The following is a 24,842-nucleotide window of genomic DNA, read 5'->3' as shown; positions in this document are numbered from 1 at the left end:
CTTGTTCACAGATGGGTGTTACTCCAGGGTTAGCCAATAGTTGGGAGGCAGGTTGGGGTTCCTGAGGCCGGGAATGTAGTAGGTAGCCAGTTTCTTGGCTAAGTACGGATAAAAGCCCCGCTGATTGGTAAGCACCACAAAGGTTAGTTTCTGGTCATCGAAGCGCACGAAATCTGCCAAGGCTGGTCCGCCGCTGTGCCCCGAGGTTTTGTGGCCCTGGTACATCTCAGAAACAAACCCCACCCCAAAATCGCCTTTCCCTTCTGTTTTCAAAGGCAGGTTGTTCAGCAGCAAGGCTTGCGTAGCCGGGGTAAGAAACTTGCCATTGTCTAAAGCCTGGGCAATTTTAGCCATATCCAGGATGGAGGTGTACACGCCCCCGGCGGTGTAACCGGTGCCGGTGAATTGCATATCGCTCACTTTGTAGGCATTGTTCTGATAGGTATACACGGTGGCTTCTTTGGGCAATACCGCATGCGTCCGGATAAAGCTGTCGTCATTGTTGTTCACAAAGGTGTGTTGCATGCCCAGCGGGTCCAGCACATAGCTTTTCAGGATCTGGTAATAGGGCTTGCCCAGTTTCTTCTCCATGATGTGCTGCAGAATCCAGTAGTCTGAGCTCACGTAAAACGATTTGGTCCCCGGCTCATAGCTCATCTCCTGTTTTTTAGCCAGGTCAAAAGCTTCTTTGGTTGTTTTCAGCTTAGCGAAATCAGCGATCCAGATGCCCGATTGGTGCGCCGCCAGTTGCTGAAGGGTGATGGGTTTCCAGTAGTACGGAATAGAATCCAGCAACTCGCCCATGGTTTGCTCAGGTAGCAGTACCTTTTCATCGAACAAACGACCTAACAGGAGGGCGGTAAACAACTTACTGCAGGAGGCCGTCTGGAAAACCGTCTCTTTGTCTACCGGTACGCTCCAGGAGAGATTCGCCATGCCGTACTGCCCCTGGTGGAGAATCTTTCCGTCTTTCACTACGGCATAGGCCAAACCGGGAATGTGCTCGCGGTCCATGATTTCCCGCAGGAACTTGTCGGCTTCCTTCGGAAGAGTTTTCTGGGCCATCGAAGCAGTGGCCATGAGAAGGGCTACCATCAACAGACTGCCCCATTTTTGAAGTGTTTTCATCATTTTAGAAGGGTTTGAAGTGCTTGAAAGAGAACAGGTCAAAGATGGCAGATTTACCAACCGCACGTCAATCGCATAAAAGGGGGAAACACCTGTGCACCCAGCCGGGCGAATCCCATAAACGGGGGATATTGCGCGCAGCTGTTTCAGGATAAGCCGCTAACTAGTACCTTTAGTTAGAGCAACTTCATATGCGAAATCCACGGGCACTCTTTGGTTGGGCACTCCTCGTTTTCGGGCTGTTTTTAGGCTTTGAGGGGAGGACCGTGGCAACGCCTCACCCTTACGTGTACCAGCACCTGGACCGCGAGGACGGACTGGCCAGCAGCATTGTGCTGGCGATACTGCAGGACCAGGAAGGTTACATGTGGTTTGGCACTGACAATGGCTTGCAGCGCTATGACGGCCGGCAGTTTCTGCATTACCGGTTTGAGCTGAACAATCCCAATAGCCTGGCCTCTGATATTGTGGAGGCGCTTTTTCAGGACAAACAAGGCACCATTTGGATTGCTTCCCCAGACCAGGTTACCCGCTATTCTCCCCAAAAACGGCAGTTCACCCGTATCCCCATCCGCAAGGCCGCCCGGTACGCCAGTGGCCCTAAACGGTGGCGCCTGCTTGAATGCGGGGGCAGTATCCTGCTGCAATCCGGGAATCAGGAGGAAACTTACGTGTACGCCCCGCATCAGCAGGCATTTGTTTCGCCCGGCTCAGCTTTCAGACAAAAGAATTCTTGCCTGGCAGCAGCATCTAACCTGGCCGTGCCCGCTCCCAGCCACGAGCCCTATGTTTACCTGCAAGACCAACAAGGCACCCTCTGGGCCGCCTCAGAACAGCTGTTTTTCCGGAAACCCGGTGCTATACCATTTGAGCAGGTGCCCCAGAACAATGATTTCCGCTACGGCATTTCCTATGACCAGATCTATAGCATCGCGCAGAACCGCGAGGGTACCATCTGGCTGGGCACCAACAAAGGCCTTTATTATTTCAACCCCCAAAAGCAGCAATTCACCACCATCAGCACCTTTGGTAAGGCCCAGGGCCAAACGAAAGAACTGGGCGTGGTCTCTGGCTTTCTGGAAACTAAGAATGGTGAGATTTGGGTAAGCACGCTCAACAGCGGAATACTAGTTTATGACCAGGCACTTCGCTTACAGAGGAGCTACGGGAAGGAAACCTTTGGCAAGACATCGCAGGTCTGGTGCCTGATAGAAGACCAGTCTCGCCGTATCTGGGCTGGCTCTGAGAAGGGTACGCTCCTGCTCCTGGAGCCGGGGAAAGCCTCTTTCAAGCCTGTTGCCCCACCTGCGTTAAAGGGCCTCAGCATTCTAAAAGGGGCCATGGATGCACACGAGCAGATCTGGTGGGGAACCAGCAAAGGAGAATTGGTGCAACATAACCCTAGCACAAATCAATTCCGGGTGTTCGCCTTCCGGGAGCAGCTTGCTGGGCAAGAGCCAGGGTCAATCAAGCGTATTCTGTTCGGTGATAATAACTCTGTGTGGCTGGCTACTTCCCAAGCCGGGGTGTTACGCGTGGATGCTACCACCGGAACCATCAGGAAGCAGTATTCCGCAGGCACCAAACCGCAAGCCCTGCTGAGCAATGCCGTTGGGGAAATAATCTGGCTTCATGACAGCACCCTGGCTATTTCTACCAGTTTAGGTATTCATTTTCTGAACATTCCCAAAGACCAGGTAACTACCCTTACCACGGCTAACGGTTTGCCCTCCAACACCATTCTGAATCTGGTGAAAGCTACGCCCACTCACCTGTTTTTCACCACTCAGTTCAGTTTAGGGCGCTGGAACGCGCAGACCAAAACAGTTACCACGTACGGCACCAGAGATGGTCTCATCAACGAGTCTTACGCCTTCAATACCGCTTATACCCTGCAAGACCGGCGCATTCTGCTGGGCACGCTCCAGGGCTTTTACTATTTCCATCCAGACAGCCTTACCCAAGCCGCAACGCTGCCCCCAGTAGCCATTACCGGGTTTAAGGTCTTTGACCAGAACATTGCCTTAGATGCCACTACTCTAAACAAAAAAGGACTTCAGCTGGCGTATAACCAGAACTTCTTCACCATAGAATTTGCCTCGCTCAACTACTACGATGACGCAAAGATCCGGTACCAGTACCAGCTGGAAGGCGTAGATGACACGTGGCGGCAAGCGGGCAGCAATAGGTTTGCCAGTTACACCAATCTGGACGGTGGCACGTACCTGTTCAAGGTGAGAGCATTCAGTGATGACGGAGCTATTACTCCGCAGATCACCACTTTGCAGCTTTCCATTTCCAGCCCCTTTTGGAAAACCTGGTGGTTTTTGACCTTGCTGGTTCTGCTGGCGGCAGCCGGCGTGTACGGGTTGTACAGGTTGCGCATCAACCGGCTGTTGGCTTTGCAGCAAGTGCGCACCCGCATTGCCCGCGACCTGCACGATGACATGGGCTCTACCCTCAGCACCATCACCATTTTCTCTGACCTGGCCGATCAGCAGGTGCTCGCCAACCCTACCCTGGCGAAGGGCTATTTACAGAAAATCAGCCGGTATTCGCACCAGATGATGACCGTGATGGATGACATTGTCTGGTCTATCAATCCGCACAACGATCTGGTGCAGAACCTGATCTCCCGCATGCGCGAAGTGGCCACTGAGCTGTTTGAAGCCAAAAACATAGCCTCCGTTATTGAGGCAGACCCCGCCGTGAACACCCTGCGCTTGCCCCTGGAGGCCCGGTATGACTGCTTCATGATTTACAAAGAGGCCCTGAACAACATTGCCAAGTACGCCCACTGCCGCCAGGTCTGGATCAGCGTTCACCTTACCGGCAATGGCTTACACCTGGAGATCACTGATGACGGGCAGGGATTTGACGTGCATGCCGCCCATGACGGCAACGGCCTGCTGAACATGCAGAAACGCGCCCACAACCTGAAAGCTCAACTGAACCTTACCTCGGCACCGGGCAAGGGCACTACCCTCCGGCTCAGGGTTCCGCTTCCTAAAACCACGCTCCAAACCTTACGGGTATGATCAAAATCCTACTTTACGAAGACAACGCGCCCCTGCGGGAAGGGCTCTCCATGCTGTTCAACGGCACCCAGGGTTTTTCTGTGGTAGGCGCTTTTCAGAATTGCACGCAGGTGGTACAACAGGTCAGCCACCTGCAACCCGATGTTATTTTGATGGACATTGACATGCCCGGTCTAGGAGGCATTGCCGGACTCAAGCTCATCAGGAGCCAGTTTAAGCAGGTGAAGGTGGTCATGCTCACCGTTTTTGACGATAACCAGAATGTGCTGGAAGCCATGCAAGCCGGGGCCGATGGCTACCTGCTCAAGAAAACCCCACCCGCCAAACTCCTGGAAGCCGTTGCAGACGTGTGCGAAGGCGGCGCACCCATGACCTCCTCCGTTGCCCGGCAAGTGCTGCAGTTATTCGCGCATAAAGCCCCGGCACAAGCGCCTACCTCCTACCAGTTAAGCGACCGCGAGAAAGAGGTTCTGCATTGGCTGGTGCAGGGCTACTCGTACAAAATGGTGGCGGCCCAACTCTTTATCTCCCTGGAAACGGTGCGGTCTCATGTGAAAAAGATTTACGAGAAACTGCAGGTCAATTCAAAATCTGAGGCGGTGGCCAAGGCTTTCAAAGAGAACATCACGTAGCTGAATAAAGGTGGCTATGGGCCGTTAACCCGATGACCTAAAAAGCAGAAGCCGGGCATTTACCCGGCTTCTGCTTTTATATTAACCTAGCAGCCAACGCCTAGTCTCTGCCATCTATGTAGTTAAAATCACCGGAATAATTGCCTTTCACGGTTTTACCGCCATCCAGGGTAAGGTTATATTCCACGGTGTAGTCATTGTTGGAGCCTGACACCTTTATTGTTCCGCCGGTGACCTCCAGATAGTCATCGTCCATATCCAGCATATTGTCATTGTTTGAGTCTACCACCACTTCGACATACTCAAAGACATGCTTGTCCCGGTTCTGGGCCGCATTCACATCTTGCACGAACGTGAACGTGCCCACCTCAAAGGCATCTGCGCCCGGAGACAGAAGCTCAGCGTACACAGAAATCTTGGCGTTGGGTATCTCAAAAATCTCCTCGGTGTCTGGCAAGATGCCATCTGTAACCATAAAATCATAGTTGTAATGAGTATCCTCATCGCCGGTTACACCATAGTCTATAACCACCCCTGATTTAAGGGTATAGGAAGCGCCATTGTACTCAATTCTGTTTTCGGTGTCAGGCGATACCTCATCGTCATCGTCGGAACAGGCTGAGAACGTGAATCCCACCAAAACGGCAAGGGCAAGAGACCTGATTGGGTAAAACTGTTTCAGCATATCGTTAGGATAAATGGGTGAGAAAAGAAATAAATGTAACGATGTAGACTGACCGCTGAAATACCGATAAATAGGTAATCTTGCTCCTCTTTAGCTGCGCAAAGCCCTATGCTACAGCCCCTTCTGTGGAAGAAGGCTGCAGTTAAAAAATCTGAGGCTGATGCTATCCAATGGCCGCACAGACCATCTGGGTAGAAGAGAAAACCTGTTTTGGGGCTGTTTTCAGGAAAACAGCCCCAAAACAGGTTAAGCCCAGCGGGAATTCATTTCCTGGAAGAAAGCGTCGTTCTCTTCGCGGGAGGCTTTTCTCCTAACCTCTGAGGTGCCAAAGCCTACTTCCAACTCACCCTGGTCAATGCGTTGCATCACAGAGTCAGCGAACTCATTCAGCGGTGCCCCAAAGGTGTGCAAACCGGCCCCACCCAGATCAGTATTCACGGCCGGAGGCACTATCTCCACTACTTCCACGGGGGTATTTCTCAACAGATACCGCAATGACAAGGTGAAGGAATGCAGCGCCGCTTTGGTGGCGCAGTACACCGGCGCAAACACCGCCGGCGTAAAGGCTAGCCCCGAGGTTACGTTGATGATGGCCGCCGAGGCTTGCTGCCGAAGATGCGGCACAAACAGATTGCACAGGTGAATGGGTGCTTCCAGGTTGATGGCAATCTCCTGCTGCGTCTGGCTCCAGGGCTCCTGCTCTTCTATGATGTTGACCCGCCGCTGAATCCCGGCGTTGTTCACCAGTACATTCAACTGCGGAAACTCAGCGGTAGCCCGTTCCAGCAAAGCAATACGGTCGGTTTCCTGGGCCACATCACAGACAATGGTGTGCAGCGCTGGATGCTTTTCTTTGGCTTCGTTCAGCTTATCGGCGCGGCGGCCGCAGATGATGACGGTACTGCCTGCATTCAAAAAGCGCTCGGCAATGGCCAGGCCAATCCCGGAGGCTCCCCCGGTTACCAGCACGGTATTTCCAGTTAATTTCATAAGTCTTGTTAATGGTTGATGGATCTAGATCTTTCTGTGTTTACTGATTGGCACTGCGGGAGGTTCTACGCGACTAACCTCCAGGGACTGCAAACGGGTTTTCGTCTCCTTTTTAGAAAATAGCCCTGAAACCCACTTGTAAAGTTTGCCGCTGGGTTCTGCCCCCCTGCTCTCCAAAGCAGATTGCCACATAGAAAGGGCGCTTTCCGGGAAAGAGGGAACCTGCGTTTCTAAGTTATTTGCTCTAAACAGGCTGAAAAACGCTCTACTGGCACGAAGCTTACTGCAGAAGCCTTGCTTCTTTTATTCCAGAACAGGTTTTCACACAGAGAAAGCATTCCTAAAAGTACAATTCAGGCAATTCCACCTTTCTCACTTCGCTTTATCACTCCATCCTATAAATCAAGTGGTACTCCAATAAAGATATTTATTTCAACCAAAGCTCTTTACTCAGCATTAAAATTTATAAAATCATATTTTTATCAAGCTCAGACTACCAAATAACTAAATTGACCAGAACCTATAGTATATACAGAAAACCAAAACAAGTTACCAGAAAGCTACGCACAAGTGAATCAACGTTCAAGACCTTTCAAGTTGAACTATCACAAGCAATCACAAAGGCCAACTTATAAGTTAAATTCTAATTTTAGCACTTAAAAAAGGCACTATAGTTAGTTTCAAAGTATTTTAATCAAAATTTTGCACCAACAAAAAATTGTTAAAAATTTGCACACGCTAAAAAAATCTTCATTCAAAGGATTTTAGAACTTGCTGTTACATCCCCAAAACAGCTAAGGAAAACACTCATTTATATAGCAACTTCTATCCACAGATAGACAACACAGCTTTCATGACCCACAGTTACGCCTGACGCAAATACATCATAAATTCTATTTCATTCTCTTTGCTTCTCAAGACAGATCTGCTGACAAGCACAGGAACCCGAAATAGGAACGCAGGTGGTTAAGACTCCCCAACAAGCATGACTCTTACTTTAAACAATGATCCTATAGTTTAATTTCTACTATCCCATTCCCATGAATTTCTTTGTCGCTAACTCTTCATAAAAAGAGTGAAAGTAAAAGCCACGTCCTCTTAAAACTGCTTCAATCAGGCTTTACCAGACATGGCAACACAAGCCTCTTGAACCAAGAGCAACCTACCACGGGCCCTTTATGGTTCTGACACTCCTACCAGAGAGCCATTCTCTGTGAGGCTCACCTTTCTTCTCCTGAAAGGTGAGTCTGCGCGCTCATACCCTACTAAACCAATTAACCCTTTATTATGAAACACTTATACGAACCGCCATCCTCACCCCGATGGCAAAATCTAGTCTTCAGTAGAGCAAAGGCTAAAATGCCCTACCTCTGGTTTATTCCAGCACTCCTTTTGGGATTGTGTTTTAACAGCCAGGCACAAATCATCAATTTACCTGCCCCAAATGTTACAACTCCTGTTAATGCGTGTTCTGGTAGCCCAGTTACGCTTACAGCTTCTCCTAGAAGTGGTGGATCTTTAACCTGGTATACCACTGCAGAGGGAGGAACCGCTATTGGCACCGGAACATCCATCCAGGTAAATCCAGCGATTAACACCTCTTATTTTGTTCAAGAAAATGTGAGTGTGAGCAACACCGTTGATCATAATTCTCTCACCGGTGATGACAGAGGAAGCATTGCTGTCACAAATAACCATGTTTATGTGACAGGTGACCAAAATACTGCCCGGTTTAATCTGGATTTAACTGGCGGCATTTCCTTACCTATGCGTGACGCAATTTTCTCAGACCTTTCAACAGGACAACTTTGGTCTTTTGTTGGAGACGCAAATCCTACACAACCTATTGCGGAATACTATGATGGTAGTAATTCGTTTATAGGAATTGTGCGATTAGATGAGAATACTTTAAACGCACAAGGGGCAATCATTCCATTGAGTACTGGAATCCCCTTCTCAGAAGGAAGTATATTAGCAGCAGGTCCTGGATATGTACTTTTGCATTTACAATATGCTTATAATAATACATTCTACAAAATAGCGCTTCCATCTGGTCAAGTAACAGCAATTCAGGGACCCGATATCACAGAATTCATGGGGCCTGAGTCATGGGCGGCATATGGGTGGTCTGAACAAGTGGGGAATGACTATTATCTAATCTATAGGAGTAGTAACGGCAACGAACAAATTGTTAAAAGGAACATTAGAACTGGTTCTGAATCCGTCCTGTACGAGTTCAATAACCTTTCTGACATGGCCGCCATTACGTATGCACCGTGGGTTAATCGTATGTATTTCCATCATGAGGGCACTAGCCAATTCGGGGGCGGATATGAGACTCTAGGGTACTTGACTAGTACGTTTAATAGCCCGGTAATAGGATTTGAAAGTCCAAGAGCTGAGATAGTTGTTACAATTAACACCGCTCCTACTGTAACAGCACCTGCCAACATTGTAATCACTTCAGAAGCAGGAAGAAACGGAGCTTCCGTTCCTTTCGCAGCAACCGCTATTGGAACTCCAAATCCAACCATTGCTTACACAATCAACGGTTCTGCTGTTACTTCTCCTTACTTCTTCCCCATTGGGGTAACTACGGTAAAGGCAACAGCTTCTAATTCCTGCAGCACAGACTCTAAGACTTTCACCGTTACGGTAACTGACACCCAGAAGCCTACCATAACGGCTTCCAACGTAACGGTGAACACAGATGCCACTAGTTGTAATGCGCAACCAACCATACCAACACTGACGCTGAATGATAACTCTGGCATAGTAGGCTATATTGAGACCTTTGAGAAGTTCACGGTAGGCAATGTAAGTGGCCAGAATGGCGTATGGGCGGCATGGCCTGGAGGCGCATCGTCTTCTCAGGTAAGCTCCTCCCAAGCCAGCAGCGGGCAAAAGAGCCTTAAAATTGAGGGAGGACGTAACGAAGACCAGCTTTTCTTCATGGGAGACCAAACTTCCGGCACCTGGACTCTCAAGTTTAAGATGTATGTTCCCGTTGGCAAAAGAGGCTACTATAATATCCAGCATACCGAGGAACCCGGAGTTGAGTGGGCACACGAAGCCTACTTCTATGAAGATGGAACCGGTGAATTCTACGCCGGAGCTCCCCACGCATTTTCCTATCCACAAGGCCAATGGTTTGAGGTTTCCCAAACCATGAATTTAGACACCGACCAGGCTACCCTATTGATCAACGGGGTGGAGGTTGCTACGTGGCAATTCTCTAACCAACAATCAGGTGATCCGGGCATCAAAAAACTGGGTAGCATAGACTTCTACCCAGCCGATGAAACATACCTGTTCTACGTGGATGACCTCGCTCTCTATGGTACCCCAACCGCTATGGGGCAATACGTTGCCAGAACCCTTACCAAAGCATATGCTACCGGTAAAACCACGCCTACGTTCACCATCTCTGACCTGTCAGGCAACACAGAAACGGCAAGCTTTGATGTAACCGTAGAAGATAAAACCAATCCGGTAGCCATCGCTAAGAACATCACAGTACAATTAGACGCTACTGGTGCTGTTTCCATCACCGCTAACCAAGTGAACAATGGCTCTACAGACAACTGCGGCATCGCGTCTCTGGCTTTGTCCAAAACTACCTTTGACTGCAGTAACGTGGGCCCTAATCCCGTTACCCTCACCGTAACCGACAACAGCGGCAACACGCATACCGCCAACGCCACGGTGACAGTAGAGGACAAAGTGAAACCAGTGGCGCTTGCCAAGAACATTACCGTTCAGTTAAACGCTACCGGCAGTGCCACTATCACTATTGACCAGGTAAACAACGGCTCTACCGACAACTGCGGAATCGCTTCGGTTACCCTGTCCAAAACAGCCTTCACCTGCGAAAACGTAGGCGCCAACCAGATAACCCTTACCGTAACCGATGTGCACGGAAACGTATCCACCGCTACCGCTACGGTAACTGTGGAAGACAAAATCAATCCTACGGCTATCGCTAAGAACATCACAGTTCAGCTGAATGCCCAGGGTACCGTTACCATCGCCCCGACCGATGTAAACAATGGTTCTTCTGACAACTGCGGGATTGCCTCTGTTACCTTAGACAAGACATCGTTCAATTGCGCCAACGTAGGGGAAAACACCGTTACCCTGACCGTAACCGATGTCAACGGGAATTCTGCTACTGCCACAGCAGTGGTTACCGTGGAAGACAAGGTGAAGCCGGTTGCTTTGGCCAAGAACATCACCGTTCAGTTAGACGCCACAGGTAACGCCGCTATCACTGCCGCTGAGGTAAACAACAACTCTACCGACAACTGCGGCATTGCTTCTGTCACCTTGGATAAGACAAGCTTTACCTGCGCCAACGTAGGTGCCAACACGGTTACCATCACCGTCACTGATGTGAACGGCAATGTATCTACCGCCACTGCCACGGTAACGGTGGAAGACAAGGTAAAACCAGTAGCGCTTGCCAAGAACATCACGGTGCAACTGAACGCCAGCGGTACTGCCACTCTTACTGCGGCAGACGTAGACAACGGTTCTTCAGACAACTGCGGCATCCAGTCCATCACGCTGTCTAGAACTGCTTTTGACTGCGCCAATGTGGGTACCAACAACGTGACCCTCACCGTGACCGATGTACACGGCAATGTGTCTACCGCCCCGGCGGTTGTGACCGTGGAAGACAAGATCAACCCAACCATTACGGCGCCGGCAGCGGTGACCGTGAACGTGGATCCGGGTAAGACTACCGCTTCCAACGTGAACCTGGGCACTCCGGCAACGGCAGACAACTGCTCTGTAGCAACGGTGACCAACGATGCCCCAGCTGAATACCCAACAGGTACCACTACCATTACCTGGACCGTGACCGATGCCTCCGGCAACACCTCTACCGCTACGCAAATTGTTACGGTAAGACCAAACGCGGTATCGGTGGTGAGACCTGCCACCCTGGAGGTGCCTATCCGCACCACTTTTGCCCAGGTAACCAAGCCTGCCACCGTAGGCGTGACGTTCACTGACGGCAACACCGTGCAAGTACCGGTAACCTGGCAGCAAGGAACCTACAACGGCTTGGAAAACGGAGATTACGAGATCACCGGCATCCTGAGCGTACCTTCAGACAAATCAAACGTGAACAACGTGGAGGCGAAGTGGACCGTGCGGGTAATGCCAAACAAGGCTCCTACCAACATCACCCTGAGCAAGTCTACTTTCCAGCCTAGCATAGGGCCAGATCAGGCGATTGGTTCTTTCACCACCACTGATGAGGACGACCCAATTGACAACCAACCGGAAAACCAGCACCTGTATGAACTGGTAACGGGTGCCGGCAGCACAGACAATGCCCTGTTTGAGATTGACGGTAACCAACTGTACCTGAAATCAAACAAAGGCCTGTCCGGCAAAACGTCCTTCTCCATCAGAGTGAGAACGGTAGACCCTTACAACAACACGTTTGAGAAAACCTTCACTCTTACCAAAGAAGGGTACAACGTGGCTACGGTAGATCTTAAGATAGTGAATGCCTTTTCTCCTAACGGCGACGGCGTGAACGACAACTGGACGGTACCAGAGCTAAGATTCTACAACAATGTGGAGGTGCAGGTATTTGACCGCGCCGGGGTACGCTTGTTCCACACCACCAACCCTGAGCAGGGCTGGGACGGCCGCAACCAACGCGGCGAGGTGTTGGCAGGACCTTACCTGTACATCATCCACGTGAAAGACATCAACTATGTGAAGAGAGGTACCGTGACCATCCTTAAGAAATAACGAAGATGAAAAAGTTGACCCTATCTATTTGTTTACTGCTTTCTGCTCTGGGCGTTTCCGCCCAGAGCCGGAAACACATTGCCAACTTCTCGCTGTTCCAGCAGTACTTCAACCCGGCCCTGACCGGTTATGAAGGCTCTATGGTGAAAACCTTTTACCGCGACCAGTGGAGTGGCTTTGAAGACGCACCGCGCACCCTGTTCGCCTCGGTGGAACTAGACCAGGCAGACATCGCAGCCTGGAAGAAAACAGACGTGCTCAAAACCCGCGAGACCGACTATTACAGCCGTCAGGCCGGTGCCAAGCACGCCTGGGGATTATCGGTGCTGCATGATTCCTTCGGGCCGTTCGTGCAAACCCAGTTCAACCTGAGCTACGGTTCGCGCATCCGCTTATCAGAAACCCTGAGCCTGCGCGCGGGTGCCGCCGTGACCTATGACCTGCAGCGCTTCAACGGAAACAAACTGGTGCTGGACCAATCCGGTGACCAGGAGTTTGCCGAGTACCTGGGCAGAGAAAACAGGGTGGGTAAGCTGGACGTGAACCTGGGCGCCATGCTCACCGGCGAGGACTTCTACCTGGGCTATGCCCTGCAGGATGTGTCCCAGGGAAGCCTTACCTCCGGTGATGATTTCATGGAAAACACCTACGCCCTGCAGCACGTGGCGCAGGCTGGTTACCGCACCGCTTTGTCAGAGCAGGTAGGTCTGGTGGCGAACGGAATCTTCCGCTATGACAGCAAGCAGAAAGAAACCACCGAGGTGCAAGCCAAAGCCGTGTTCCAGAACATTATCTGGGCCGGGGGCGGATATCGCCACAACCTGGCGTACACGCTTAACGCGGGCATCCGCCTGAATCAGTTCAGAGTGGGGTACGTGCTGGAGATGCCTACCGGCGATGCCAGCCACGTGGGCAGAAACACCAGCGAGTTCATGGTGACCTACAACCTGTTCTCGGTGAAGTACCCTAAACTGGGCAAGAAAGTAACTATGTGGTAACCCGTACGCACGCAGCATCAATGAAGAAGACTATTTACACCATTGCTTTACTTCTGTCTACGGCGGCAGTAACCCATGCCCAGACTCCAATCAAAGAAACCCGCGAGAAACTAGCCGATGTGTTCCTGGTGGGCCAGGACCTGGTCCTGTACACCGTTAAAACCCAGGAGGGGCAGTTGATCTACTCTGAGAAAAGAAGCGATCAATCTTACAGAAAAGAAACCGCGCTGAACGCCGGAGCCGTGAATGGCATTATTGGCGCCAACGCCGCCGGAGATGAAGTGTACGTCTATCAGAAAACCAGCCCTACCAAAGAGAAGATTGCGATCTACCGCTGGAATGGGGCTGATTTCCAGAAAACAGGCGAAAAACCGTTTCCAAAGCTCACCAACCATTCCTACAACCTGGGAGCTTACCTCTCGCCGGACCAAAGCACGCTCCTGCTCACAGCCGATCTGCGGAAAACCAAAGGTTACGAGGATTTGTACCTGAGCAAATGGGAGAACGGCAAGTGGTCTAAACCCGCCAATCTGGACGTGCCGGTGAACACCCGTGAGGCCGAGTTTTCGCCCTACGTGGTGAATGATTCGCTGTACTTCTCCCAAAGAACAGGCGAGCAAGCCTTTGTCCACTCCCTGCCTTTGGGCAAGGATGGTAAAACGACTGGCCAACCCACGAAGGTGGGCAACGTGGTGAACAAGGAAAATGCCTTCACCTCGGCCTACAAGCGCCTCGGGAAAAACGAGATGTGGATTTCCCGCACGCCAGACGGCCTATACACCGCCTACCTGACAGGGCAAGCCAAAATGCAGGAAGCACCTGTGGTAGCTCAACAGCCCACCGAAGTTGCCCCTGCTACTGCTCCTGCTCCAACCGAGGTAACGCTCGCTTACGGCTTCAACGAAGTGTACCTCTCTATCGGCCAGACGGCAGCGTTTGACGCCTTCCTTTCCCAACAACCCGACAATGCGTCGCTGTGGGTGAAAGGCTACTCAGACAATGTTGGTCCGGACAAAGGCAAGAAACAGGTGGCCAGGCTGCGCGCCGAGTTGCTGAAAAAGTACATCCAGCTATACCACGGCAAACGCAACTTCAAAGTGGAAACTTCCAACGATGTGCTTGGCGGCGAAGGCCAGGAGTACCGCAAAGTGGAAGTGCACCTGCACTCGCAGTTCTAAGCTAATTTAGAACCGTTTTCTCAAAAGGAGGCTCTTTTCAAAAGGAGCCTCCTTTTTTTTATGGACCTAAGCATCCTCCTTTCTGCGCTGAAAAGTTATGGCTGGAGCGAAAGCGTTTCTGGGCTGTTTCAGGAATGAGGTTTTAAGATTGTTTTGCAGAAAATAGACCAAAAACAGTTTTTCAGCAGATTGTGACCTTAGAGGCAGCGAAGGAGATACTTACTGTTCTCCCCCCTCCTTCCTGGTTCAAGTCTGTGACTTGGACCTATTATTGTCTGAAGTTTGCAACTTTAGTGAGGCACCAGCCTCATAATCACTATGGGCACTATGGCGCGGATTTACTTCCGTGACTCACTTTCTTCTGCCTTTGCTTCCTACTTCCTTCCTTACAAACTCCCGTTCGCCGTCGTTCGCCGTTGTTGGAGTTCTCACCAACAACCCAAACTGCGCCTCTACCTAACTTAAGCTCCTACTTCCTATTCCCTTCCATACCAAGCCTAAGGGCTGCAGCCGCGGTCTGCCCGCGTTTGTCACTTTTCTCCTTGATGAGAAAAGTAACCAAAAGAATCAAGAAGAAAAGAAACTCGCTGCCGCTCAGACAGTCTTTTCTTCATCATGGTGACACCTGGCCACCGTCCTCTGTTGCATAGCTAGCCTACGCAACTACCAATTGAGGAGCCACTGCTTGCGGTCAGCGGAGGTTGGGTTACGCATGCGCCCAACCTCCGCCTCCCTACATGTTCCTCCCTTGGTTCTGGAACCGCTGCAATGCCTGCATCGTCCTTCCGGACGAAAATTGGGAAATGAGGCAAGAAATACACCAGGAGGTAGGGCCGAGATAACCATATTTTTTATTCTGGTTCTCGGCGAGTCTGGAGACTCGCATCATCCCAGGTCACGAGACTGGAGTCTCGCGCCAGCGACTTCAATCTCCGTGCTCCAGCAATGACGCTGCTCCAAAGACCTCGTAGTGTGCGCAGCTCCTACGAGTGTCTCCGCCAATCCCGTTTCAAGCCCAACTTCCAAAACCAGCCCCAAAACAAAAACGCCTCACCCGCTTAGCAGGTGAGGCGTTTTCAAAACATCAGAAAGGTTATTCCTGAATACCGGGCACGCCCAGCGGAAGGGCGCTGTGCCAGTCAAAATCAGGGGCTTTCTTTTTGGTTGGAGCCAGTTCATCTAACGTGTTGGCATCGTAGAGACGACCGTTGCGCATCACGTATTTGATGGTGTTGGTGTTGCGGATGTTCTCCAGCGGGTTCTGGTCCATGATCACCAGATCCGCCAGTTTGCCGTTCTGGATAGATCCCAGGTCACCGTCTAAGCCCAAGGATTTCGCACCCAAGATGGTGGCTACTTTCAAGGCATCCAGGTTCTTCATGCCTCCCGACTGGATAGACCACAGTTCCCAGTGGTAACCCAAGCCCTGCAACTGACCGTGTGAACCCACACCAGCCAGACCACCGGCTTTCACCAGGTTATCCACAAACTGGGCATGTTTGTCAAACACGTGCTCTTCTTTCATGAACCAACCGGCTCTGCGGCGAGACTTCTCATCCAGCTCCACTTTCGGCGTGAAGTAGTTCAGTTTCTTGTCGCCGGCCAGGTTCTCGGTGGCGTAGTAGTAGTTCTCGGCCCAAGGGCCGCCGTACGCCACCAACAAAGTTGGCGTGTAGGCAATCTGCGACTTAGACGCGAAATCAATCATATCTTTGTACAGCGGATAGATGGGGTACGAGTGCTCGTGGCCCGGGTAGCCATCCAGAATCTCCGTCAGGTTCAGTTTGAAATCCAAACCGCCTTCGGTGGTAGGCATCAGGCCCTGCTCTTTGGCCGCCATAATGATCCACTGACGGTGCTGGCGGTTACCCACCAGGTACATTTTAATGGTCTTGGTGTTGTAGTAGTCTGAGTACTGCTTCAGCACACTCTTGGCGTGATCCAGGCTCTTCAGGTTGTAGGACCAGTAACCAACGCCTGGACCAGTAGAGTACACGCGCGGCCCAATCATTTTGCCGGTTTCCACCATGTCTGAGTAGGTCAGTACGTCTGTAGTGGCGGTTTGTGGGTCGCGGGTGGTGGTGACGCCGTAGGCCAGGTTAGCGGCGTAGATCCACACCTGGTTGGAGTGCACACCCCAACGTGGCCACATGTGCGCGTGGGTATCCACAAAGCCCGGCGTGATGGTTTTGCCTTTCACGTCCATCACAGTGGCGTTCTGCGGCACAGATAAGGTACCCGAAGCACCTACGGCTTTGATGCGGTTGTCCTGGATCAGGATGTCGCCGTTTTCAATCACTTCATCGCCGTTCATGGTGATGATGCGGGCACCCTGCAATAGGATATTTCCGGTTGGTATGTCACGCGGCACTGTGATAGCAATTCTGGTTTCCACCGGCTTGTAGCCTTCAATCTTCACGGCTTCTTTGGCGCCGGTGCTGTCTTTCTTAGCTTCAGTGCTTGGCTTGGCTTCTTTCTTCAGCTCCTCGGCAGCCTCCATCTCGCGTTTCTTCGCGAAGGCCTGGTCTAAGTTATAAGCGAAGAACGCGTTCCCGATGGACCAGTACACAGATTTTCCATCCGCAGACCAGCTTGGGAACTGACCCCCAATATCGGTCAACTTCCAGCTTGGGAAAGAAGAACTGGCTACATCGGCTACGGATATAGTTGGCGTTTCACCACCCACAAACGGAATGGTCACCACGTAAATCTCGTTGTTGATCAAGGCCAGGGCTTTGTCGCCTTTAGGGGCTTTGATTACCGTAGTAGCGGTAGAAGCCTGCATTTGCGGCTCACGCTCGTTTACGTGCGTGTTGTGGCTCATTTCTTCTTCCAGCATATCGGCGAACGATCCGAAGGTGGTGATCCCTTTCACTTTCACGTACGGCTTCTTATCAGTACCATCCCAGCGGATAGAAATCAACCCGTCCGAGGAGCTGTACAGGTAAATGCGGTCATCGCCTTGCACAAAGTGCGGGTTCGCGCCCAGGTTGGCCTTGGTCACAAACGTGCTGGGTCCGCCTTTAGACGAAATCCAGTTGATGGTCTGGCGAGAATCAAACGCACCCGGACCGGCCGATTCGCGGTAAGTCTGCGCTGAGCCTTTCACGAACACAATCTTGTCTCCTTTAGGCGACCAAACCGGCTCCTGGAACACCGAGTTCTCCTGGCTCAACTTCACCGGTTTTCCTTTGCCGTTGGCGGCCACTTTGTAGATAGCGCCGCCGGTTTTCTCGTGCCAGGTCACAAACACCAGTTCCTTGCCATCGGGCGACCAGGCAGGCTGAGCCTCGGTGAAATCATTGGTGGTAACGCGTTTAGGCGTACCGTTGGGGTACTCGGTTACGTACAAGCGATCCAGCGCGGTAAAGGCCAGGCGCTTGCCATCTGGTGACATAGCCGCATCGCGGATCTGCGTCACCTTCATGGTTTTATCGTCGTTGATGGGGTATTTGAATTCCAGTTTCGGACCGATGGCAATTTTGGTATCCACCTCAAACGGGATCTCCTTGGCCGCCCCGCCGTTCACCGGAATGCGGTAGATTTTACCACCGTAAGACGCCACCAGTTCTTTGCTGTCTGGCGTGAACGACATGGCCGGCAACACGCCCAGCGGCGCAATGGATTCCTGCTCGTCGCGCTGCACCGGATACGCCAGCCACTTCTCGTCGCCGGATTTCAGGTTCTGTACAATCAGGCCGGTCTGGTTATTGTAGCGGGTTCCGTACACCAGCATAGTACCGTCTGGCGACAAGGTTGGCGAGAACGCCGAGCCGTAGCGCGAGGTTCTGGTATCGGTCTCACCGGTTTCGCGGTCAAACGTGGCCAGCTGGTACTGCGGTAATTGCGCGTTGTAGTTCCAGGCCCCTGTCCGGCGCGAATACCAGATGTACCGGCTGTCTTTCCCGAAGGCGGGCTCCACGGTCTTCAAAGTCTCCGGGGTTTTGATCAACGCCGTTCCGCTGCCGCTGTCTTTGTGGTACAGGTGCAGTTTCAGGTTACGGCGCCCCTGCGACACCACCAGGTACTCGCCGTCTGGCGTCCACTCGGCCGCCTGAAAGTTCTCATTCTTGCTTTTGCTGATCTGGCGGGTTTTCTTGGTAGCCAGATCCATGATCCAAACGTTGTCATTCCCGTCGCGGTCCGAAAGGAACACAATAGACTTCCCGTCCGGGCTGAAACGTGGCTGCACATCCAGGGCCATGCCTTCGGTGAGCTGCTGGGCTTTTCCGCCGCCTATGGGTAGCAGGTACAAATCGCCCAGCAAGCTGAAGATGATCTGGCTCCCGTTGGGGTGCACATCCAGCGCAAGCCAGGAGCCCTCGTTGGTTTTGATGTCAATGGTGCGGCCCGCCTCCAACGGCAGGTCCTTTTTCTCTTCTTTTTTGGGGTTGTCTTTCTTGGCAGGCGCAGGTGCGTTCTGGGCCATGGACGGCTCCACGAACAGCCCTAACGTGCAAAGCAGCAACACGGGTTTCCGCCAGCCAGAGACATGGTTGGTAAAAAACTGCTTCATAAATAAAGGGTTAGTGGTGTGTTTGGGATTGGTGAAGATAAGGATTGTTTCTAAATTTTATGGATGATTTAGCATCTGTTCGAAAATCCTCTTATTAAGAAGCACCACTTACCCGGTAAGAAATATTGGGAACTGAGGAGACAAGGCATGCCTTGTCTCCTCAGTTCCCCTTGCAAAAATCTGTTGCTTTCTAAGAAGACAGGAATTCACATTTCGGGCCTATTTTCCGAAAACAAACCCGAAATGGAATCAGGCGTGTACAACCTAACCTACGCTTACGTACCGCAGATTCCCCCTTTGAAGGGGGCCAAAGGAGATGTTTACACCTGCCAATGATTCTTTTTCCCTATGGTTCAAGTCTGAGACTTGGACCTACCATGGTCTGAAGTTTGCAAATCAGTGAGGCGCTAGCCTCAAACCTCTTTGCCTTCTATGGCGCGGAAGTTACTTCCGTGCCTTTCTTTATTAATTGCTGTTTCGCCAGCCGTCCGCCGTTGTTGGTGTTCTCACCAACAACCCAATCTGCCCCTTAAGCCGCTACTTCCTATTACCTTCTCTCTAACTTCTGGACTTCAGCTGCGCTCTGCGGGCGTTTGTCACTTTTCTCCTTGATAAGAAAAGTAACCAAAAGAATCAAGAAGCCTCAAACTCGCTGACGCTCAAACAGTGAGGCTTCGGATAGGTACCACCGGGCACCGTCCTCTGCTGTGTAGGGAGCGTGGGCCATTGCCACTGGAGACGCCAATGCTTGCCCCAGAGCCCCTGTTGGGTTACGCAGGCGCCCAACAGGGGCTTTCGGGCAAGAGCCGAATTTGGGCATGAACCACTGCATTGCTTTCATCGTCCTGCGGACGGAGTGGAAATTTCTTGTTTGTTTTATGCCTATTTCTAAAGAAATAGGCATAAAACAGAACGGCATACCTTGCTTCCAGATGGGAAGCAAGGTATGCCGTTCTGTTTTTGGTATGTACCGGGTGACTTAAGCCAGCAACGTATTTTTCACGTAGTCACGGCTTTGTTTGATGCTTTGGTAAGGGTCCTTGGAGGCGGCAAAGTTTTCCTGCTCCACGAAGATGCGGTCCACGCCGGAGGTTTTGGCCTGCGCGAAGATGGCTTTGTAGTCAATGGAACCGGTGCCTACCTCGGTGTTCAGGTCTGGCGAGTTTTTGTCCATGTCTTTCACGTGCCACATCACAAAACGGCCCGGGTTCTGGCGGAACATGTCTACCGGTTTGCGGCCGGCTTTTTCCATCCAGAATAAATCGGCCTCGAAGCTTACCAGCGCCGGATCGGTTTCTTTGAGCAGGATGTCGTAGCCGGTGGTGTTGCCGTATTGCTTGAACTCGAAATCATGGTTGTGGTAGGCCAGTTTCAGGTTAGAGGCTTTACACAGCTCGGCGGCTTTGTTCACCTTCTCCGCAATGTTTTTGTAGGCATCGGCACTGTTTCTCAGTTCCTCGCCCAGATAAGGCACCGTAATGTATTTGTGGCCCACAATATTGCCCGCCTCAATGTAGCGCTTCACAATATCGGTGTTGCCGTCTTTCATGTACTGGCCAAAATCATAGTGCCCGCTGGTAGACACCAGTTTGTTGTCGGCCAAGAGCTGTTTGAACGCTTTGGGCTCCAGGTTCCAGTAGCCGGTTTGGGTAGAGTAGCCGTAGGTTTCCACGTCATTGTAGCCGGCCTGCGCCACTTTGCCAATCACGCCTTTAGGGTCTTTGGGCAGGAAATCGCGCAGGGTGTACAGCTGAATACCGATGTCGCGGATGGCAGCGGCGCTGCTTCCGCCAGAGGTGTTAGCGCTGCTGGACTCGGCTGTGGAAGAGGCCGTTCCCTGGTTTTGGTTGGAAGAATCGCAGGAGGTGAGCAAAGAGGGCGCAACGGCAACCCCCACGGAAAGAAGCCCTAGCTTCTGTAAAAAAGATCTTCTGTTGTTCATTTATTTCGGGTTAAAGCGAAGTTGAAAAACGGGTAATTTTCTGATTTCAAGCGAAAAACAAGCACCTCAGACATCACAAATCTGAACGGCTTGCCTCAGAGATTGCAGCTTGTCTTTGGCCTGCGGGATGAACTCCTGCGCCACGTAGCCTTTGAAACCAGTGGCTTTGATGGCCCGCATAATGGCCGGATAATTGAGTTCCTGCGTGTCATCCAGCTCGTGCCGACCGGGTACCCCGGCGGTGTGGTAGTGCGCAATGTATTGGTGGTTATCCCGGATGGTCTGGATCACGTTGCCCTCGTCTACCTGCATGTGGTAGATGTCATAGAGCAGCTTGAAGTTCTCGGAGCCCAGCCGTTTGGCCAGCTCTGCGCCCCAGGCGGTGCGGTCGCACTGGTAATCGGGGTGGTTCACTTTGCTGTTCAGCAGCTCCATCACCAACACTACTTTGTGCTTCTCGGCGAGGGGCAGCAACTTCTTCAGGCCTTCTACGGAGTTTTTCAGACCGGTTTCATCGTCCATGCCTTTGCGATTACCACTGAAGCAGATGAGGTTCTGGTAACCGGCTTTGGCCACCAGCGGAATCATGTCTGAGTAGTTTTTCAGCAAAGTGGCGTGGTACTGCGGGGTATTCCAGCCCTCGGTGAGGCTGATTTCCGCACCGTTGCACATGGTAGACACCAACCCGTATTTCTGCAGGGTAGGCCAGTCTTTAGGGCCCACCAGGTCAATGCCCTTCAGACCCATTTCCTTCGCCACTTTGCACAGTTCCTCTACTGACAAGTCATTGAAGCACCAGCGGCAGACCGAGTGGTTAATGTTTCCTTTCAAGGCATATTTCGTTTCGGCTTCCTTCTCGGTGGCCGCAAAGCAGGCCAGGGAACCCGTAGCCGATAAGGCAGCGGTACCGGCCAGAATGCCTTTGAGCGCCGTTCTCCTTTTGTTTACAAATGCCATAAGTAGCCTGAAAACGTTAGGGCAAGCTGGTTACTGCCGGTGATTTATCAGTCTCGGGTTCAAATGTTCCGGCGGGCACCTTTGGCGCGCTTTGGTCTCTGAACAGCAGCAGGAACAGCACTGCCACTACGGCCGCAATTCCGGCTGGCACCAGCCATACGCTTTGCCACAGGTTCTCCGCGCCTGCGCCTCGGTAATACTCACTTACGTACCCCGCAACCCAGAACCCAATGAGCATGCCCACGCCATACGTAGCCAGCGTCACCAATCCCTGGGCCGAGCTTTTATATCTTTCACCCGCGCGGGCATCAGTATAAATCTGGCCCGACACGAAGAAGAAATCATAGCAGATGCCGTGCAGCGCAATGCCAATGATAAGCATAAACGACAGCTCGCCCGCGTTCCCGTAAGCGAACAGCACGTACCGAACGGCCCAGGCCAGCATGCCCACCAGAATGGTTTTCTTGAACCCGAACCGGGAGAAAAACACCGGCAACAGCAACAGGAACAACACCTCAGAAATCTGCCCGATGGTCATTTTCCCGGTGGGGTTATCCAGCCCAATGTCGGTGAGGAAGGGGTTGGCGTTTTGATAGTAGAACGCCAGCGGAATACAGATCAGCACCGAGGCCAAAAAGAAAATCAGGAAGTCTTTGTTCTTCAGCAGCTTGATGGCGTCCAGGCCCAGAATCTCGGAAATAGAACTGCTTTTGGCCTCGTTTCTCACCGGCGGCGTTTTAGGCAGCAAAAAGCTGTAAATGCCCAAAATCAGCGAAGCGATGCCAGCCATCATAAAGGTATTTCTCAGCAAACCCTGTCCAATGCCCTCGGCTGAATCCCAGTGGAAAATGTAGCTGATGGAAAGACCGGCCGCAATCCAGCCAATGGTTCCCCACACCCTAATGGTGGAAAACTCTTTCTCGGGGTTTTTCATCTGCCGGAAAGACACCGAGTTCACCAGCGCCAGCGTGGGCATATACGCCACCATGTACGCAAACACGTACGGGTAAAAGGTGCTTACATCATCTGAATTGTACATCTGGTACATCAGGAAAGCGCCCACCAGGTGCAGCATTCCTAAAATGCGCTCGGCGTTGAAGTATTTGTCGGCGATGAGGCCGATGATGAAGGGCGCGATGATGGCCCCGAAGGATTGGGTGGAGAAAACGCTGGCCGTTTCCAGCTCGGAGGCTTTCAGGTTGTTGCCCAGAAAGGTCCCCAAGGTTACGAACCACGCGCCCCAGATGAAAAACTCCAGGAACATCATGGCCGATAACTTAATGCGGGTAAGGGTATTCATAGTTGGTTTTGTTCGTTCAATGGGTGTTAAGTGTGGGAGGTCTCTCCTTCCGTTTCTGGCTTCTTCTGGCGCGTGTCTCCAGACTCGTGCCTACGGTTGCCGGGTAGTCTCCAGACTACCCTCGCTGCCCCGCAGCGACACTACGCATGGCTGGTTCCAGAGCATTTCCTGATCATGGTTCCCGGCGAGTCTGGAGACTCGCTTCATCCGAAGGCACGAGTCTGGAGACTCGCGCCAGCGTATATTTCAAATGCTGCCGGAAATCTTCCAGCTCAGATTCATTCAACTGTTCTAAGCCTACTTTTCAGAAAACGGGCTTAAAATGCTTCCGTCTTCCATAATCCAGCCGTGGCGGGCTACAACCGTTTGATCTGGATGTTGCGGTACCAGACATCATCGCCGTGGTCTTGCAAAGCAATCTTGCCGGACTTGAAAGTGCCGAAGCCGGGCATGCTGGCGAACTTGCTTCCGGCAATGAGGGTGCGCCAGTTATCGTCCCACATGGTGGTGGAGACCACTTTCTTTCCGTTCTGGATTACTTCCAGGCGGCCGTTCTGACTGATGATCTCTACCTGATTCCACTGGCCTGCGGGTTTCGCGGTCTCGGGGCTGCTGGCGATAAGGTCATATACATCGCCGGCGCGGTGCTTGTGGATTTTGGCATCGGGGTGGCCGGCGTTGTCCAGCACCTGAATCTCCAGGCCGGTGTTCCAGGTCTGCTGGTACTTGGCGGGATCTTCCTGCACAAACAGAATGATGCCGCTGTTGCCGTTAGGGGCAATCTTCCAGTCCAGTTTCAGGTGAAAGTTGTCGTAGCTCTCTTGCGTGACAATATCGCCGCCCTGGGCCTGGCCGGCCTTGAGAGCGGCGGCATCCAGGTGCAGCGCTCCGTCTTCTACTTTCCAGCCGTTGCTAGCAGTGGTTTTGCCGTAGGTGTGCCAACCCTGGGTGGATTTGCCGTCAAACAAGGACTGCCACTCTCCCGCTTTTGATCCAGATGATTGGTTTTGGCTTGTCATGGAGATGGAATCTGAGGACTGGCAAGCCACCAAAGCCGCCAGGGAAAGAACCGGAAGTAGATGACGGAGCGCCATAGGTTATCTATTTTTTAAGAGATAAGATGTACTGTGCCATAGCCTTGGCGTCTTCCTTGCTAAGGTCTGGGTGCGGTGTCATCGGGATTTCGCCCCAAACGCCTTTTCCGCCCTGGATGATCTTGGTAGCCAGATAATCGGTGTCTTTGTCATTGGCCTCGTATTTCTGGGCCACGGCTACGTAAGCGGGTCCTACCAGTTTGTCTTCTATTTTATGGCAGCCAGTACAGTCAGACTGGGCAATGAGTTGGGCTCCTTTTTCATGTACACCGCCACCGCCGGCGGTACGTTCTGTGCCAATGTTCATGCTGCTGGTGTCTGCATCGTTCTGGCGGGTAGCGGCACTCATGGCCGCCGCATCTGCCGAGTCAGCGTCTGCCGCCGCAGTGGTTCCGTTGTTTTCATTAGCAGTAGAAGAATTGCTGCTGCAGGCTGCCATAAAAGCGCAGCAGGAAAGAAGGAGAAAAGCTTTTTTCATGGGTGTGTTAAAAGTTTGAAACAGTAGCTGAACGCAGACAGGTATTTTCTGTCTGCCTTTGGTTCTATGAACCAATCTGCCTCTTTTCTATCTATTTGTCAATTTTTATCTGAAATAAGTTAAACTCTGCCCAC

The 24,842-nt window shown here is 51.9% G+C and carries 14 protein-coding genes and 1 pseudogene; 6 read left to right on the top strand and 9 right to left on the bottom strand.

The window, feature by feature from the left end; all coding sequences use genetic code 11:
- Positions 1 to 18 precede the first annotated feature (18 nt).
- Complete coding sequence (locus tag JT719_RS15705) at positions 19 to 1,131, bottom strand: serine hydrolase domain-containing protein (RefSeq protein WP_207434265.1); 1,113 nt, start codon at positions 1,129 to 1,131, stop codon at positions 19 to 21.
- Between the two features lie 188 nt (positions 1,132 to 1,319).
- Between JT719_RS15705 and JT719_RS15700 the strand changes: the two genes are divergently transcribed.
- Both JT719_RS15700 and JT719_RS15695 read left to right on the top strand, forming a co-directional pair.
- On the top strand, positions 1,320 to 4,166 hold the full coding sequence (locus JT719_RS15700; protein ID WP_207434264.1) for a sensor histidine kinase: 2,847 nt from the start codon (positions 1,320 to 1,322) through the stop codon (positions 4,164 to 4,166).
- Entirely contained in the window at positions 4,163 to 4,798 is a 636-nt protein-coding gene (locus JT719_RS15695; RefSeq protein ID WP_207434263.1) for a response regulator, read from the top strand. Before JT719_RS15700 ends, JT719_RS15695 begins: the two co-directional genes overlap by 4 nt.
- 100 nt (positions 4,799 to 4,898) lie before the next feature.
- Here the strand turns inward: JT719_RS15695 and JT719_RS15690 are convergent, their stop codons facing one another.
- Both JT719_RS15690 and JT719_RS15685 read right to left on the bottom strand, forming a co-directional pair.
- A complete protein-coding gene (locus tag JT719_RS15690) occupies positions 4,899 to 5,483 on the bottom strand; it encodes a hypothetical protein (protein WP_207434262.1) in 585 nt (194 codons plus the stop codon).
- Positions 5,484 to 5,729: 246 nt separating this feature from the next.
- Positions 5,730 to 6,473: an SDR family oxidoreductase gene (locus tag JT719_RS15685; protein WP_207434261.1), complete on the bottom strand. Its 744-nt coding sequence runs from the start codon at positions 6,471 to 6,473 to the stop codon at positions 5,730 to 5,732.
- A 1,287-nt stretch (positions 6,474 to 7,760) separates the two neighbouring features.
- Between JT719_RS15685 and JT719_RS25655 the strand changes: the two are divergent.
- From JT719_RS25655 to JT719_RS15670, 4 genes and pseudogenes are all read left to right on the top strand, one after another.
- A pseudogene (locus JT719_RS25655) lies at positions 7,761 to 8,081 on the top strand (immunoglobulin domain-containing protein); the annotation flags it as partial.
- A gap of 645 nt (positions 8,082 to 8,726) precedes the next feature.
- Positions 8,727 to 12,245, top strand: a complete 3,519-nt coding sequence (locus JT719_RS15680) for a T9SS type B sorting domain-containing protein (RefSeq protein WP_207434260.1) — start codon at positions 8,727 to 8,729, stop codon at positions 12,243 to 12,245.
- Between the two features lie 5 nt (positions 12,246 to 12,250).
- Entirely contained in the window at positions 12,251 to 13,243 is a 993-nt protein-coding gene (locus JT719_RS15675; protein ID WP_207434259.1) for a PorP/SprF family type IX secretion system membrane protein, read from the top strand.
- A gap of 20 nt (positions 13,244 to 13,263) precedes the next feature.
- A complete protein-coding gene (locus tag JT719_RS15670) occupies positions 13,264 to 14,421 on the top strand; it encodes a hypothetical protein (RefSeq protein WP_207434258.1) in 1,158 nt (385 codons plus the stop codon).
- Positions 14,422 to 15,514: 1,093 nt separating this feature from the next.
- Here the strand turns inward: JT719_RS15670 and JT719_RS15665 are convergent.
- The 6 genes from JT719_RS15665 to JT719_RS15640 all read right to left on the bottom strand — a co-directional run bounded on the left by JT719_RS15665 (position 15,515) and on the right by JT719_RS15640 (position 24,708).
- Positions 15,515 to 18,937 (bottom strand): amidohydrolase family protein, encoded by a 3,423-nt coding sequence (locus JT719_RS15665; protein WP_242693266.1) that lies wholly within the window; start codon positions 18,935 to 18,937, stop codon positions 15,515 to 15,517.
- A 979-nt stretch (positions 18,938 to 19,916) separates the two neighbouring features.
- Entirely contained in the window at positions 19,917 to 20,879 is a 963-nt protein-coding gene (locus JT719_RS15660) for a sugar phosphate isomerase/epimerase family protein (protein ID WP_207434257.1), read from the bottom strand.
- Positions 20,880 to 20,945: 66 nt separating this feature from the next.
- Positions 20,946 to 21,836, bottom strand: a complete 891-nt coding sequence (locus JT719_RS15655) for a hydroxypyruvate isomerase family protein (RefSeq protein WP_207434256.1) — start codon at positions 21,834 to 21,836, stop codon at positions 20,946 to 20,948.
- A 16-nt stretch (positions 21,837 to 21,852) separates the two neighbouring features.
- A complete protein-coding gene (locus JT719_RS15650) occupies positions 21,853 to 23,136 on the bottom strand; it encodes a nucleoside permease (protein ID WP_207434255.1) in 1,284 nt (427 codons plus the stop codon).
- Positions 23,137 to 23,492: 356 nt separating this feature from the next.
- A complete protein-coding gene (locus tag JT719_RS15645; protein ID WP_207434254.1) occupies positions 23,493 to 24,230 on the bottom strand; it encodes a 3-keto-disaccharide hydrolase in 738 nt (245 codons plus the stop codon).
- 7 nt (positions 24,231 to 24,237) lie between these two features.
- Positions 24,238 to 24,708 carry a c-type cytochrome gene (locus tag JT719_RS15640; RefSeq protein ID WP_207434253.1) on the bottom strand — a complete coding sequence of 157 codons (471 nt, stop codon included), beginning with the start codon at positions 24,706 to 24,708 and terminating at the stop codon, positions 24,238 to 24,240.
- Positions 24,709 to 24,842 lie beyond the last annotated feature (134 nt).

Origin of the sequence: Sabulibacter ruber (genome assembly GCF_017355955.1) — a bacterium.
GTDB lineage: Bacteria > Bacteroidota > Bacteroidia > Cytophagales > Hymenobacteraceae > Nibribacter > Nibribacter ruber_A.
This window is presented reverse-complemented; position numbering and strand designations above follow the sequence as displayed.

Bases quoted from the DNA above. Each gene is read 5' to 3' on its own strand.
- JT719_RS15705 (WP_207434265.1), bottom strand. From the start codon at position 1,131: ATGATGAAAACACTTCAAAAATGGGGCAGTCTGTTGATGGTAGCCCTT.
- JT719_RS15700 (WP_207434264.1), top strand. From the start codon at position 1,320: ATGCGAAATCCACGGGCACTCTTTGGTTGGGCACTCCTCGTTTTCGGG.
- JT719_RS15695 (WP_207434263.1), top strand. From the start codon at position 4,163: ATGATCAAAATCCTACTTTACGAAGACAACGCGCCCCTGCGGGAAGGG.
- JT719_RS15690 (WP_207434262.1), bottom strand. From the start codon at position 5,483: ATGCTGAAACAGTTTTACCCAATCAGGTCTCTTGCCCTTGCCGTTTTG.
- JT719_RS15685 (WP_207434261.1), bottom strand. From the start codon at position 6,473: ATGAAATTAACTGGAAATACCGTGCTGGTAACCGGGGGAGCCTCCGGG.
- JT719_RS15680 (WP_207434260.1), top strand. From the start codon at position 8,727: ATGGCCGCCATTACGTATGCACCGTGGGTTAATCGTATGTATTTCCAT.
- JT719_RS15675 (WP_207434259.1), top strand. From the start codon at position 12,251: ATGAAAAAGTTGACCCTATCTATTTGTTTACTGCTTTCTGCTCTGGGC.
- JT719_RS15670 (WP_207434258.1), top strand. From the start codon at position 13,264: ATGAAGAAGACTATTTACACCATTGCTTTACTTCTGTCTACGGCGGCA.
- JT719_RS15665 (WP_242693266.1), bottom strand. From the start codon at position 18,937: ATGAAGCAGTTTTTTACCAACCATGTCTCTGGCTGGCGGAAACCCGTG.
- JT719_RS15660 (WP_207434257.1), bottom strand. From the start codon at position 20,879: ATGAACAACAGAAGATCTTTTTTACAGAAGCTAGGGCTTCTTTCCGTG.
- JT719_RS15655 (WP_207434256.1), bottom strand. From the start codon at position 21,836: ATGGCATTTGTAAACAAAAGGAGAACGGCGCTCAAAGGCATTCTGGCC.
- JT719_RS15650 (WP_207434255.1), bottom strand. From the start codon at position 23,136: ATGAATACCCTTACCCGCATTAAGTTATCGGCCATGATGTTCCTGGAG.
- JT719_RS15645 (WP_207434254.1), bottom strand. From the start codon at position 24,230: ATGGCGCTCCGTCATCTACTTCCGGTTCTTTCCCTGGCGGCTTTGGTG.
- JT719_RS15640 (WP_207434253.1), bottom strand. From the start codon at position 24,708: ATGAAAAAAGCTTTTCTCCTTCTTTCCTGCTGCGCTTTTATGGCAGCC.